The organism is Stagnimonas aquatica (assembly GCF_003730135.1).
Taxonomy (GTDB): Bacteria; Pseudomonadota; Gammaproteobacteria; order Nevskiales; family Nevskiaceae; genus Stagnimonas; species Stagnimonas aquatica.
Window position 1 is genome coordinate 103,233 of record NZ_RJVO01000004.1, and the last position, 14,533, is coordinate 117,765.

The following is a 14,533-nucleotide window of genomic DNA, read 5'->3' on the forward strand; positions in this document are numbered from 1 at the left end:
ATGACCGCCGCTCTCCAGCAGGAAATCCTCAAGGCGGTCCTGCGTGCCCTGCTCGGGGCCTTGCTGGGCTGGCTGTTCGGGCAATGGCTGCTCGGCTTGACCCTCGGCATCGCGCTGTACCTGCTCATGCACCTGCGCTACCTCGCGGTGTTGCGGCGCTGGTTCGATGCGCCCAAGCAGGTCGAGCTGCCGGAGCCCGGCGGGATCTGGGGCGAGATCTTCGAAAGCCTGCTGACCCTGCAGCGCCGCAACCGCAAGCGCAAGAAGCGCCTGGCCGCCATCGTCTCGGAATTCCAGGCCTCCACCGAGGCGCTGCCGGACGCGGCGGTGGTGCTGGGCGAACGCGGCGAGATCGTCTGGCTCAACACTGCCGCCCGCACCCTGCTGGGCCTGCGCACCCCGCAGGACCTCGGCCAGCGCCTGCCCAACCTGATCCGCCACCCGGCTTTCACCGAATACTTCACGCAGGGCGAGTACGAGGGCGAGGTGGAGGCACCGTCGCCGATCCACGCCCAACTGACCCTGGCCTACCGCATCGTCCCCTACGGCAACGGCCAGCGTCTGCTGGTGGCGCGGGACGTGTCGGAGATGCGCCGGCTGGAGCTGGTGCGCCGCGACTTTGTCGCCAATGCCAGCCACGAGTTGCGCACGCCGCTCACCGTCCTGCGCGGCTATCTGGACATGATGGGCGCCGACGCCGGCAGTGGCCCGCTGGCCAGCTGGCGCGGGCCTATCGAGGACATGCGCGCCCAGGCGCAGCGCATGGAGTCGCTGATCAACGACATGCTCAAGCTGGCTCGGCTGGAGGCTGACAGCCCGATGACACGCCAGGATCTGGTCGATGTCCCGGGCCTGCTGCGCCGGGTGGTGGACGATGCCCGGGCCTTGTCCAAGGGTGAGCACCGCTTCGAGACCGAGATCCAGCCCGAGCTGTTCCTGCTCGGCCGCGAAGCCGAGCTGCAGAGCGTGTTCTCCAACCTGGTCGCCAACGCGGTCCACTACACCCCGTCCGGTGGCGTGATCCGGGTGCGCTGGAAGGCGGACGGCGAGGGCGCCCAGTTCAGCGTCGCCGATACCGGGATTGGCATTGCCGAAAAGGACATCGCCCGGCTGACCGAGCGCTTCTACCGCGTGGACATCGGTCGTTCGCGGGCCAGCGGCGGTACCGGCCTGGGCCTGTCCATCGTCAAGCATGCCCTGGAGCGCCACGACGGCCGGCTGCGTATCGACAGCGAGCTGGGCGTGGGCAGTACCTTCAGCTGCCAGTTTCCGCTGCACCGGGTGCAGCAGGGGCCGGTGGTGCAGGAAAAGATCGCCCTGTCCTGAGGCCGGGGCGCCCCGGATCGGGGCCTGTCACAAATGCTTCATCCCTGCTTCATACCCTATACATGCCGGCTGCCCAGAATCGCCGGCGCTAACACTCTTATCAGAGGCTTATCCGCATGAAATTGAAGTCATTTCTCGTCGCGTTGACGGTTTCCGCCGGGGCCTACACCAGCGCCGCCAGCGCCGGTGTCGATGCCAAGCTGCCGGACTACAAGGCCGCCGCAGGCGTCTCCGGCAACTTCAGCTCGGTGGGTTCGGACACCCTGAACAACCTGATGACCCTCTGGGCCGAGGAGTTCAACAAGTTCTACCCCAACGTCAACGTGCAGATCCAGGGCGCCGGTTCCTCCACCGCGCCGCCGGCACTGACCGAAGGCACCGCCAACTTCGGCCCGATGTCGCGCCTGATGAAGGACCAGGAAATCCAGGCCTTCGAGAAGAAGTACGGCTACAAGCCGACCGCGATCGGCGTCGCCATCGACGCCCTGGCGGTGTTCGTCAACAAGGACAACCCGATCAAGAGTCTCTCCATCGCCCAGGTGGACGGCATCTTCTCCGCCACCCGCAAGTGCGGCGGCAAGGACGTCAAGCGCTGGGGCGACCTCGGTCTGACCGGCGATTGGGCCAGCAAGCCGGTGCAGCTCTACGGCCGCAACTCGGTGTCCGGCACCTACGGTTATTTCAAGGAGCACGCCCTCTGCAAGGGTGACTTCAAGACCACGGTCAACGAGCAGCCGGGCTCCGCCTCGGTGGTGCAGTCGGTGGCCGGCGGCCTCAACGCCATCGGTTACTCCGGCATCGGCTACAAGACCTCCGGCGTGCGCGCCGTGGCGCTGTCCGCCAAGGACGGCGGTGAGGTCGAGGAAGCCACCGAAGAGAACGCCGTCACCGGCAAGTACCCGCTGGCCCGCGTGCTCTACGTCTACGTCAACAAGGCGCCCAACAAGCCGCTTTCGCCGATGGAGTCGGAGTTCTTCAAGATGGTGCTGTCGAAGACCGGTCAGAACGTGGTGGTGAAGGACGGTTACATCCCGCTCCCCGCCGCGATGGTCGCCAAGGAACTCGCCAAGCTGCAGTAAGCCACCCCCTGCCTAGCCACCACTGCGGGGAGGCCCGCGGTGGGCGGCTGCCCGCAACCTTTCGCAAGTGCAACACAGAAACCCCCACGGGAGACCCCAGATGAACAACACCCTCAAGTACGCGGCCCTGGCTGCTTTCATCGGCGCCACCGGCGCTGCTCACGCTGACCCGGCCGAGACCAAGGGCGGCATCAAGATCAAGACCGACGATGGCCGCTTCGAAGCCACCGTCGGTGGTCGCATCCAGTTCGACTATTACAGCTTCTCGGAAGATGACGGCGCCCTGATCGGCAGCACCGCCTTTGGTTCCGGCGTGGCCGCCAACGACAACCGTGGTGGCGCCGCCTTCCGTCGCGCCTACCTGACCCTCACTGGCAAGGCCTACGGCTGGGACTACAAGTTCGAGAACGATTTCGCCGGCACCCCTGGCGCTGGCGGTGGCACCTTCCGCGAAATGTGGATCGGCACCAAGGTGGGTCCGGGCAAGCTGATGATCGGTCAGCACAAGGGCTTCCGTGGCATGGAAGAACTGGCCAGCTCCAATGAAATCACCCTGATGGAGCGTCCCAACACCACCGCCACCGGCATCTACAACGGGCGCCAGTTCCTGCGCGGTCTGTTCTACAAGGGCAATACCGACAGCTTTGGCTACGGCATCCATGCGACCACGCTGACTGGCGAAGCGGGCGACCCGACCGAGGGCACCTCCTTCGGTGCGCGTGCCTACTGGTTCCCGATGTCCGACGACGGCCAGACCCTGCACCTCGGCCTCGCCTACAGCACGGATCGCGAGGACACCAACTCCAAGAACGCCGCTGCGGTGTTTCAGTACGGTGGCCGTCGCGGTATTTCGCTCGGCCTGGCCGGCGCCGGCACCGCCAACGGCTCCACTTTTGGCACTCAGAACACCATCCACGGTGAAATCGCTGGCTCCCTCGGCTCCTTCACCGCGCAGGCCGAATACGCCGTCGCGTCGATGCAGGATGCCTACGCCGGTCCTTCCGATGCCGACGTGACCGCCTACTACGTGCAGGCCAGCTACTTCGTCACCGGCGAGAAGAAGGTGTACAAGAAGGATCGTGGCGCCTTCGGCTCGCCGAAGCCGATCAACAGCTACGGCGCCGTCGAGCTGGTGGCTCGCTACGAGGCTTCGGAGAACTCCGAGACCACCACCGGTGCCGCCAACGGCTGCTCGCTGACCGGCGTCGCCGCTGGCAGCTACCAGACCTGCGAAGGTTCGCAGATCACCTTGGGCGCCAACTGGTACGTGAACCCGAACGTCCGCTTCATGCTGAACTACTACCTGGCCGAAGCCGATGTCGGCGCCGGCAAGGACCAGCCGGAAGCCATTTCGATGCGCGCCCAGTTTGGTTTCTAAGTCGGGCTTGTAAGAGAATGCGCCCGGCCGTGTAGGCCGGGCGTTTTCTTCAAGCTCTCCCGAATCGGCGAGGGCTTGAAGAAGACGAGCAGGGACCATGCCTCGTCCGGGGCATGCCAACGAGCGATTTCATGAGCGAACCCACGACTCCCTCCGCCTCAGAGACCAGTCGGCACAACATCGTTGCCGGCGGCATGGGCTTTCAGATCCGTGCCTTCAAGGACAGCCTGGCCCGCTGGGTGGTGTGGGTCGGCGGCCTGGGCGTGATCGCCGCGCTGATGCTGATCTTCTTCTACCTGGTTTCGGAAGTGGCGCCGTTGTTCGAGCCCGCCGAGTTCCATCCGCGCCCCGAGTACGCCGTTCCCGGGTCCGGCAAGACGCTCTACACCACGGTGGAAGAGCAAGGCGAAGTCGCCATGCGGGTCGCCGACAACGGCGAGGTGAGCTTCTTCAACCTCACCAGCGGTGCGGTGCTGGTGCAGCAGAAGCTGCCGATCGGTGAGCAGAGCATCGTTTCGATTGCCGAGGTCTCCGCCGAGCGCGGCGTGCTGGCGGCGGCGCTGTCCGATGGCTCGGTGCTGCGCTTCGCCCACGAGTACGAGATCAGCTACCCCAACGACAAGCGGCTGATCACCCCCAGCCTGAGCTTCCCGCAGGGCGAGGCACCGCTGCCGTTCATGACCGGGCCGGCGAGCAGCCTGGTGGTGCGCGACGAGGGTGACAAGGCGATCTTCCTGGGCGTCGATCCGGCCAAGGCCGTGCATCTCAAGGCCTTCGAGACCACCACCAACATGATCACCGGCGAGTCCAGCTCGGAAGTTTCCGGCGAACTCAGCTTCACGCCGCCGGTGAGCGCCGACATCCTGCTGGTGGAGCCGCTGCTGTCCTGGCTGTACGTGGTCGACCAGAAGAAGGGCAAGATCGCCTTCTACCGGCTGAGCGGCGGCAGCCAGCCCGAGCTGGTGGAGATCAAGGACGTTGGCAGCGAGGTCAGCGCCGCCCACTACCTGGCCGGTGGTATCTCCATCGTCGTCGCCCAGGCCGACGGCAAGGTCTCCCAGTGGTTCCCGGCACGCAAGGACGACGGCGAGCCCTATCTGGCGCGGGTACGCGAATTCGATCCGCCAGGCGACGCCAAGCTCACCGCCCTCGGCGTCGAGCTGCGCCGCCGCAGCTTCGCGGTCGGCGACGAGACCGGCCGGGTGAGCGTGTTCTACGCCACTTCCAAGCGCCTGATTCACAGCGAGCAGGCCTTGCCTGGCGCAGTCTCGCAGCTGGCCTTCAATCCGCGTGCGCAGGTGCTGATCGCCGAGAGCGCCGACGGCAAGGTGCACGCCTACGACGTGCACAACGAACATCCCGAGGTGTCGTTCGGCGCGCTCTGGTCGAAGGTCTGGTACGAGAGCTACGACGACGCCAAGTGGCTGTGGCAGTCGTCCTCGGCGAGCGCCGACTTCGAGCCCAAGTTCTCGCTGACGCCGCTGGCCTTCGGCACCCTTAAGGGCGCCTTCTACGCGATGATCTTCGCGGTGCCGCTGGCGGTGATGGGCGCGATCTTCGTCGCCAACTTCATGTCCGCCGAGTTGCGTCAGGTGGTCAAGCCCACGGTCGAGCTGCTGGCAGCGCTGCCCTCGGTGATCCTCGGCTTTCTCGCCGGCCTCTGGCTGGCGCCGTTCATCGAATCGAACCTGCCCGGCGTGTTCCTGCTGCTGGTGCTGTTGCCGATCAGCATCCCGCTGTTCGGCTACCTGTGGCTGAACCTGCCGGCACGGCTGCGCTACTTCGTGCCCGCCGGCTGGGAAGGCGCCCTGCTGGTGCCGGTGGTGGCGCTGGTGGCCTGGTTCTGCTTCGCCATTGCCAAGCCCATCGAGGCGGTGGCCTTCGCCGGCAACATGCAGTCCTGGATGGATCACACCCTGGGCATCCATTACGACCAGCGCAATGCCCTGGTGGTTGGCATCGCCATGGGTATCGCGGTGATCCCGACCATCTTCTCGATCGCCGAAGACGCCATCTTCTCGGTGCCCAAGCAGTTGTCGCTGGGCTCGCTGGCCCTAGGTGCCAGCCCCTGGCAGACGCTCACCGGCGTGGTGCTGCCCACCGCCAGTCCCGGCATTTTCTCGGCGATCATGATCGGCCTCGGCCGCGCGGTAGGCGAGACCATGATCGTGCTGATGGCGACCGGCAACACGCCGGTCACCGATGCCAGCCTGTTCAGCGGCATGCGTACGCTGTCGGCCAACGTCGCGGTGGAAATGCCGGAGTCGGAGGTCGGGTCGACGCACTTCCGCCTGCTGTTCCTGGCCGGCCTGGTGCTGTTCATCTTCACCTTTTTCTTCAATACGCTGGCCGAAGTGGTCCGCGCCCGCCTGCGCAAGAAATACGCGAGCATCTAAGCCATGGCCGCCACCCCAGCTCCCAAGCCCTTGGACCTGACCGCCAAGGACACGCAGTCCGTCGCCGCCTATGTGAAGTCGGGCCAACCCTATGTCTGGCTCACGGCGGCCGCGATCTCGGTCGCCTTCATCATCACCGTTGCGCTGCTGTGCCTGACCGCCGCCCGTGGCATGCCGCACTTCTGGCCGGCCGATCTGCTCAAGGCCGAGTACCAGGAGCCGGGTGCGGAGCCGGTGCCGCTGCTCGCCGAGCTGATCAGCGAGGAAGAGGTCAGTACCGCGCGCCTGATCTCCGCTGGCCTCAAGCTTGATGACAGCCAGCCCTTCCATACCCGCGATCTGATCAAGGTCGGCAATCGCGATCTCTACGGCGCCGACTTCCGCTACCTGCTCGACGAGTGGATCCTCAACCGCAGCTATCCCGAAGACGCGGTGGTGCTGGAGCGCATGGAGTGGGGCAACTTCCACGGCTTTCTGGAAGCGCTAAAGGAGAACGGCAGCGTGGTCGCAACCGGCGAGCAGGCCTGGACCGCCTACGCCGAGCGGCAGCGCCGCGCCGACCGCCTGCATCACGAGCTGCGCGAGATCGAGAAGGGCGAGATCGGCAGCATCAACTACGGCCTGGAGCGCGTGCGCCTCGACACCCGGCGCCTGGAACTGGCCGGCAAGACCCGCGAAAACGCCGCCGCCGACTACCAGAAGCTCGACGCCCGCAAGGCGGAGTTGGACGCCAGCTACGAGACCCTGCGTACCCGACTGGTGGAGATCAAGACCGAGCTGGCGCGCGATTCGCTGGTGCTGAAGTCGGTGGATGGTCAGGAGCTGGAGATTCCGCTGGCCAAAATCGCCCGCGGCTACCGGCCGAATGCCATGGGCCTGTTCGCCAAGCTGGGGCTGTACTTCGAGAAGCTCTGGGAGTTCGTCTCCGCCGAACCGCGCGAGGCCAATACCGAGGGCGGCATCTTTCCGGCGATCTTCGGCACCGTGATGATGGTGCTGCTGATGAGCGTGTTCGTGACGCCGTTCGGCATCCTCGCCGCGCTCTACCTGCGCGAGTACGCCAAGCAGGGCACGGTCACCCAGATCATCCGCATCGCGGTCAACAACCTGGCCGGCGTGCCCTCCATCGTCTACGGCATGTTCGGTCTGGGCTTCTTCGTCTACTTCGTCGGCGGCTCGCTCGATCAACTGTTCTACGCCGAGTCGCTGCCGTCGCCGACCTTCGGCACCCCCGGCATCCTCTGGGCCTCGCTGACCCTGGCGATCCTGACCCTGCCGGTGGTGATCGTCGCCACCGAGGAAGGTCTGGCGCGCATTCCGCGCTCGCTGCGCGAAGCCTCGCTGGCGCTGGGCGCGACCAAGGCCGAAACGCTGTGGAAGGTGGTGCTGCCGATGGCCAGCCCGGCGATGATGACCGGCCTGATCCTGGCCATCGCCCGCGCCGCCGGCGAGGTCGCACCGCTGATGCTGGTCGGCGTGGTCAAGCTCGCGCCCAGCCTGCCGCTGGACGGCAACTTCCCCTTCGTGCACTTGGAACGCAAGTTCATGCACCTGGGCTTCCACATCTACGACGTCGGCTTCCAGAGCCCCAACGTGGAGGCGGCGCGACCGCTGGTGTACGCCACCTCCTTCCTGCTGGTGCTGGTGATCGTGCTGCTCAATGTCTCGGCGATCCGCATCCGCAACCGTCTGCGCGAGAAGTACAAGGCCCTGGACGGCTAGGCCGCCCGGCAGTTTCGCGTTCCGACAGGAATCCAGGACAATGACTATGACCGGTGTACAACCCACTTCTTCCCTACGCGCCATGGATATCGACGCTCTCAGTGCCTCCCGCCAGCCGTCGCGCATCGAGGACGACGTCCACGCCATCACCGTGGAGAACCTCAACCTGTTCTACGGCCCCAAGCAGGCGCTGAAGAACATCAACATGAAGATCGCCAAGAAGAAGGCCACCGCCTTCATCGGCCCTTCCGGTTGCGGCAAGTCGACGCTCTTGCGCTGCTTCAACCGCATGAACGATCTGGTCGATGGCTGCCGCGTCGAGGGGCACCTGAACCTCGAAGGCAAGAACATCTACGACAAGGATGTCGACATCTCGGCGCTGCGCCGCAACGTCGGCATGGTGTTCCAGAAGCCCAATCCCTTCCCGAAGTCGATCTACGAGAACGTCGCCTACGGCATGCGCCTGGCCGGCGTCACCAAGAAGCGCGAGCTGGACGAAACCGTCGAGTGGGCGCTGAAGGGCGCCGCGCTCTGGGAAGAGGTCAAGGACCGGCTTGACGATTCCGCGCTGGGTCTCTCCGGCGGTCAGCAGCAGCGCCTGGTGATCGCCCGCGCGGTGGCGATCAAGCCGCAGGTGCTGCTGATGGACGAGCCCTGCTCGGCGCTGGACCCGATCAGCACCCTCAAGGTCGAGGAGCTGATCAACGAGCTGAAGAAGGAATTCACCATCGTCATCGTCACCCACAACATGCAGCAGGCGGCGCGCGTCAGCGACTACACCGCCTTCATGTACGTCGGTGATCTGATCGAGTTCGGCAACACCGACAAGCTGTTCACCAAGCCGTCGATGAAGCAGACCGAGGACTACATCACCGGCAAGTACGGCTGAGGCCTGGCCGCGCGCCACCGCCGGTTCCGGCACACCGTGCCGCACCCCCAGTCACGACATCCGCGCTGTACCTGGTAAGACGCCATGCATACCCCGACCTACAAATCCCACATCTCCAGCGTCTTCAATGCCGAACTCGAGGACGTGCGCCAGCGCGTGCTGGCGATGGGCGGCCTGGTCGAGCAGCAGATCGTCGACGCCACCCGGGCGCTGACCGAGGTGGATGCCGAGCTGGCTGCCGAGGTGATCGCCAATGATGAAAAGGTAAACACCCTCGAAGTCAGCATCGACGACGAGTGCAGCCGCATCCTCGCCCGCCGCCAGCCCACCGCCTCCGACCTGCGCCTGGTCTATGCGGTGATCAAGACCATCACCGACCTCGAGCGCATGGGCGACGAGGCCGAGAAGGTGGCGCGCATGGCTGCGGACCTTTCCGAGCAGGAGCGTGGGATCGCGCCGCTGGTCGAGGTCGGGCATCTGTCCCGCCACGTCTCGCAGATGGTGCGCGATGCCCTCGACGCCTTCGCCCGCATGGACGCCGAATCGGCGCTGGCCTGCGCGCACGAAGACGTCAACATCGACCGCGAGTACGAGGCGCTGATGCGCCAGTGCATCACCTTCATGATGGAAGACCCGCGCACCATCCGCCGGGTGCTGGACGTGATCTGGGCGGTGCGCGCGCTGGAGCGCATCGGCGACCACGCCCGCAATATCTGCGAGTACGTCATCTACTTCGTGAAGGGCAAGGACGTTCGCCACATCTCGCTGGAAGCGATGAAGAAGGAAGTCCAGGAAGACGACGAGTAGGCACGCGCCCCGGCGTCAGCGGGGGTTTTCTTTTAAACTGCCCGCTGCTCCCACGCCCCTACTGAAGATCCGTGCTGCCGCCCCGTCTGGCGTCCTGGTTTACCCGTCGCAACCTGCTCCGCTCCGGCCTGACCGCGCTGGTGCTGTTGCTGAGCGCCCTGCTGGTCGTCGCTGCCTTCCAGGTCGCCAGTCTCGACCGCGAGATCCGCAGTCGCTTCGCCGGCGTGCGCTGGACCCTGCCGGCCCAGGTCTACGCCGCGCCGCAGGAGCTCTATCCCGGCCTCAACCTGCCGCTCGCCGACCTGCGCCACGAGCTGGTGCGGCTCGGCTACCGCCCGGTGGATGCGCTTGAAGGCGCCGGCACCTTCGTCGCCCGCGCCGACAGCCTGGACATCGCCACCCGTGCCTTCGGCTTCTGGGATGGCGCGCAGCCGGCTTCGCGCATGCTGGTGCGCGGCGGCGCCGAGGGCATCGAGTCGATCAGCGATCTCGGCACTGGCGGTCCGCTCGACCTGATCCGTCTGGACCCGATGCTGATCGGCAGCATCTACCCCAGCCGAGGCGGCGAAGACCGGGTGCTGATCAAGCTCTCGGAGGCCCCGGAGCTGCTGGTGCAGGGCCTCCTGGCGGTCGAGGACCGCGCCTTCTACGAGCACGCCGGCATCAGCCTGCGTGGCATCGCTCGCGCTGCCTTCGAGAACATGACCTCGGGCCGGGTGCGCCAGGGTGCGTCCACCATCACCCAGCAGCTGGTGAAGAACTTCTTCCTGTCCAGCGAGCGCACCTTCCGGCGCAAGGCCAAGGAAATCGTCATGGCCCTGCTGCTGGAGGCGCATTACGACAAGGCCGCCATCCTCGAGGCCTACCTCAACGAGATCTACATGGGCCAGGACGGCTCGCGCGCGGTGCACGGCTTCGGCCTGGCCAGTTCGTTCTACTTCAACAAGCCGCTGGCCGAACTCAAGCCGCAGGAAATGGCGCTGCTGGTGGGCATCGTCAAAGGCCCGAGCCAGTACGACCCGCGCCGTCGGCCGGACCTGGTGCGCGAGCGCCGCAATCTGGTGCTGAAGACCTGGGCCGAGCGCGGCCTGCTGCGCGAGGACGAGCTGGAACGGGCGCTCGCGCAACCCCTGGGGCTGTCCGGCGGCGCCCGTGGCGGTGTCGAGCGCTACCCGGCCTTCGTCGAGTTGGTGAAGCGCCAGCTGCGCGACCAGTACCCGGAAGAGGCACTCACCAACGAGGGCCTGCGCATCTTCACCACCCTGGAGCCGCGCGCCCAGGAGGCGCTGGAACTGCGTCTGCTCGCCGACCTGCCGGAGCTGGAAAAGGCGCGCAAGCTGCCGGCCGGCACCCTGGAAGCTTCCGGCGTCATCACCAGCGTCGAGGGCGGCGAGGTGCAGGCGGTGGTCGGTGGTCGCAGCATCCGTTACGCCGGCTTCAACCGCGCGCTGGATTCGCGGCGCTCGATTGGTTCGCTGTCCAAGCCCTTCGTCTACCTGGCGGCGCTGATGCAGCCGGAGCGCTACAACCTCGCCACCGTGCTGCCGGACGAGCCGATCAACCTGAAGCTGTCCAAGGGCAATGTCTGGAGCCCGGCCAACTACGACAAGAAGCTGCACGGCAGCATGCCGCTCTACGTGGCGCTGGCGCAGAGCTACAACCTGCCGACCGTGCGCCTGGGCCTGGACGTTGGCGTGGACAAGGTGCAGCAGGCCTTCGCCGGCGCCGGCTTCGCCAACGTGCCGGCGCTGCCTTCGATCTTCCTCGGTGCGGTGGACATGGCGCCGCTGGACGTTGCGCAGGTCTACAACACGCTCGCGGCCTCCGGCTACCAGACGCCGCTAAGCGCGATCCGTGAAGTGCTGACCAAGGAGGGCCAGCCGCTCAAGCGCTATCCGTTCAAGGTCAAGCAGACGCTGCCGGAGGCGCCGGTGTTCCTCACCACCTGGGCGATGCACAAGGTGCTGGAGTTCGGCACCGCGCGCTCCGCCTACAGCGTGATTCCCGCCAGCACCCGGCTGGCCGGCAAGACCGGCACCACCGACGACCTGCGCGACAGCTGGTTCGCCGGCTATTCCGCCGACCGGGTGGCGGTGATCTGGGTCGGCCGCGATGACTACAAGCCTACCGGCCTGTCCGGTGCCACCGGCGCCTTGCCGATGTGGTCGCGGCTGATGCGCGACCTCAAGGTGCGCGGCCTCGACGACACCCCGCCGGCCGAGGTCGAGGAAGCGCTGATCGACCCCGCCAGTGGGCTGAAGGCCGACGAGCGCTGTGTCGGCGCGGTGAGCATTCCCTTTGTTGCCGGCTACGCGCCCAGCGAGTCCGCGCCCTGTGCCGGCGGCTTGCTCGACAAGCCGGCGGATTGGCTCAAGGAGATTTTCCAGTGACACGATGGCTGCTGATCCCTGTTGCCGGCCTGCTGCTCGCCGGCTGCGCCAACATCCAGCCGCAGCCGGTGGGCCAGGTGTATCCCGAGCCGTCCGGCCAGCCGAGCAGCACCGGCGGTAGTCCGGTGCCCGGCGGCGCTGTGGGCCAGCCGGTGTCGCCCGGCGAACCGGTGCCGGTGCCCGAGGTGAAGCCGCCGCTGCTGCCCAGCTATCCGCGCAATATCGAGGCCTCTGGCGCCGCCGCGCCGGTGTTGTCGCTGGTGCGTCAGGCCCGGGAGGCGCGCAAGGCCGGCAAGCTCGAGCCGGCCGCCGCCGCGCTGGAGCGGGCGCTGCGCATCGAGCCGCGCAATCCCTGGGTCTGGCAGGCGCTGGCCGGCCTGCACCTGCAGATGGGCCAGGCCGAGCAGGCCGAGAGCGAGGCCCAGAAGTCCAATTCCCTGGCGCGCCGCAATCCCTATATCGAGGTCGAGAACTGGCGTCTCTTGGCGGCCGCCCGCACCCAGCGTGGCAACGCCAATGGCGCGGCCCAGGCCGAGGCCCGCCACGAGGAATTGCAGCGCCTGCTGACCCAGCCGCCGCTGGCGCCTTGAGCGAGGCGCAAGCCCTGGCGGCGGAGCTGGACGGCATCTTCGGCGAAGACGGCGCGCTGGCACGGGCCATCCCCGGTTTCGCCCCGCGCGCCGCCCAGCAGACCATGGCGGCGGCGGTGGCCGAGGCCTTCAGCTGCGGCGACAGTCTGATCGTCGAGGCCGGCACCGGCACCGGCAAGACCTACGCCTACCTGGCGCCGGCGCTGCGCTCCGGCAAGCGGGTGGTGGTGTCCACCGGCACCAAGAATCTCCAGGACCAGTTGTTCGGCCGCGACCTGCCGCGTCTGCTGCAGGCGCTGGACGCCCAGGTCCGGGTCAGCCTGCTCAAGGGCCGCGCCAACTATCTGTGTCTGCACCGTCTGGCCAAGGCGCAGATGGACGTGCGCGCGCGTCCGCAATGGCCCAGGCTGGCGGAGATCGAGGCCTGGGGCCGCAATTCGCCCAGCGGCGAACTCGCCGAGCTGCCGGGCGATCCGCCCGATGACGGCCTCAATGCCCGCATCACCTCCACCGCCGACAACTGCCTGGGCGCCAAGTGCCCCGACTTTGCCGACTGCTTCGTGGTGAAAGCGCGCCGCGCCGCCGCCGCCGCCGACCTGGTGGTGGTGAATCACAGCCTGCTGTTCGCCGACCACCTGCTGCGCCAGGAGGGCTTCAGCGTGCTGCCCGGCGCCGACGCGGTGGTGATCGACGAAGCGCACCAGCTGCCGGAACTGGCGCTGCGCCACTTCGGCCAAAGGGTTTCCACCCAGCAGGTGCAGGCACTGGCGCGCGACGCGATGACCGAGGCCGAGCAGTACGGCGATGTCCCGGCGCTGATGCAGGCGGTGGCTGACCTGGGCGAGAGCAATGCGCGGGTCGAGTCCAGCTTCGGCGGCGGCTTCCGCCAGCGCCTGCGCGAGTACGCGTCGCGCTTCGGGGTCGCCGACAGCCTGCGCGCCCAGACCCAGGCGCTGGAAACCCTGGTGGACTGTCTGAAGCCGCTGGAAGAGCGCAGCGCCGAGTTCGGCGCCTGCCTGGAGCGAGCCTTGCGCCTGAGCGAGCGCTGGACGCTGGTCGCCGACCTCGACGCGCGCGACTCGCAGGTGCGCTGGGTGGAGCCGGTGGGGCGGGGCGGGGCGCTCAATGCCACGCCGCTGGAAGTCGCCGAGAGCTTCGGCACCATGCGCGCCGCCCATCCCGGTGCCTGGATCTTCACCTCGGCGACGCTGGCCGCCGGCGAGGACTTCGCCCATTTCACCCGGCCTCTGGGTCTGGACGCTGTGCGCAGCCTGCGCCTGGACAGCCCCTTCGACTACCGCCAGCAGGCGCGGCTGTGGTTGCCGCCCGGTCTGCCGGAGCCCAACGACCCCGCCTACACCGGCGCCGCCGCGCAGGCGATGCTGCCGGTGATCCGCGCCAGCGGCGGCGGGGCCTTCGTGCTCTGCACCAGCCACCGCGCGCTGCAGCAGCTCTGCGGCCTGCTGCGCGCGGCGCTGCCGGAGCTGCCGGTGCTGGCCCAGGGCGAATGGCCCAAGCCGGAGCTGCTGCGCCGCTTCGCCGAGGCCGGCAATGCGGTGCTGGTCGCCACCGCCAGCTTCTGGGAAGGCGTGGACGTGAAAGGCCCGGCGCTGCGGCTGGTCATCATCGACAAGCTGCCGTTCGCCGCCCCCGGCGACCCGGTGCTTGACGCCAAGCTGGAGGCGATCCGCCAGGCTGGCGGCAATCCCTTCAGCGACGACCAGCTGCCGCGCGCCATCGTCACCCTGCGCCAGGGCGTTGGACGGCTGATCCGCGATGTCAGCGACCAGGGCCTGCTCATGCTTTGCGACCCGCGCCTGCGCAGCAAGGGCTATGGCCGCAAGGTGCTGGCCAGCCTGCCGCCGATCCCGCTGCTGTCCAGCCTCGCCGAGGCCGAGGACTGGTTGCGCGCGCTGCGTCCGGAGTCGCGCGAAAACGCTTGAGTCGTTCCCGGCG

10 protein-coding genes are annotated in these 14,533 nt (G+C 67.3%); all 10 read left to right on the plus strand.

The annotated features are described in order from the left end of the window. The 10 genes from phoR (at position 1) to yoaA (ending at position 14,520) form a co-directional block, all read left to right on the plus strand. Positions 1-1,326 carry a phosphate regulon sensor histidine kinase PhoR gene (gene phoR / locus ED208_RS10075; RefSeq protein ID WP_123211775.1) on the plus strand — a complete coding sequence of 442 codons (1,326 nt, stop codon included), beginning with the start codon at positions 1-3 and terminating at the stop codon, positions 1,324-1,326. Positions 1,327-1,442: 116 nt separating this feature from the next. Then, positions 1,443-2,405: a PstS family phosphate ABC transporter substrate-binding protein gene (locus tag ED208_RS10080; RefSeq protein ID WP_123211776.1), complete on the plus strand. Its 963-nt coding sequence runs from the start codon at positions 1,443-1,445 to the stop codon at positions 2,403-2,405. Between the two features lie 100 nt (positions 2,406-2,505). Next, positions 2,506-3,783: an OprO/OprP family phosphate-selective porin gene (locus ED208_RS10085; RefSeq protein ID WP_123211777.1), complete on the plus strand. Its 1,278-nt coding sequence runs from the start codon at positions 2,506-2,508 to the stop codon at positions 3,781-3,783. Between the two features lie 131 nt (positions 3,784-3,914). Then, positions 3,915-6,179 (plus strand): ABC transporter permease subunit, encoded by a 2,265-nt coding sequence (locus ED208_RS10090; RefSeq protein WP_158608501.1) that lies wholly within the window; start codon positions 3,915-3,917, stop codon positions 6,177-6,179. A 3-nt stretch (positions 6,180-6,182) separates the two neighbouring features. Continuing rightward, entirely contained in the window at positions 6,183-7,901 is a 1,719-nt protein-coding gene (pstA, locus tag ED208_RS10095) for a phosphate ABC transporter permease PstA (protein WP_123211779.1), read from the plus strand. An 82-nt stretch (positions 7,902-7,983) separates the two neighbouring features. Beyond that, on the plus strand, positions 7,984-8,790 hold the full coding sequence (gene pstB, locus ED208_RS10100; RefSeq protein WP_199720588.1) for a phosphate ABC transporter ATP-binding protein PstB: 807 nt from the start codon (positions 7,984-7,986) through the stop codon (positions 8,788-8,790). An 84-nt stretch (positions 8,791-8,874) separates the two neighbouring features. Next, positions 8,875-9,597 (plus strand): phosphate signaling complex protein PhoU, encoded by a 723-nt coding sequence (gene phoU / locus ED208_RS10105; RefSeq protein ID WP_123211781.1) that lies wholly within the window; start codon positions 8,875-8,877, stop codon positions 9,595-9,597. A gap of 71 nt (positions 9,598-9,668) precedes the next feature. Then, positions 9,669-11,987, plus strand: coding sequence for a penicillin-binding protein 1B (gene mrcB / locus ED208_RS10110; protein ID WP_148044727.1), 2,319 nt, complete (start codon positions 9,669-9,671; stop codon positions 11,985-11,987). Then, on the plus strand, positions 11,984-12,577 hold the full coding sequence (locus tag ED208_RS10115; RefSeq protein ID WP_158608502.1) for a tetratricopeptide repeat protein: 594 nt from the start codon (positions 11,984-11,986) through the stop codon (positions 12,575-12,577). The genes mrcB and ED208_RS10115 overlap by 4 nt, the downstream gene beginning before the upstream one ends. Beyond that, positions 12,574-14,520 (plus strand): DNA repair helicase YoaA, encoded by a 1,947-nt coding sequence (gene yoaA / locus ED208_RS10120; RefSeq protein ID WP_233574997.1) that lies wholly within the window; start codon positions 12,574-12,576, stop codon positions 14,518-14,520. Before ED208_RS10115 ends, yoaA begins: the two co-directional genes overlap by 4 nt. The last annotated feature ends 13 nt before the right edge of the window (positions 14,521-14,533 follow it).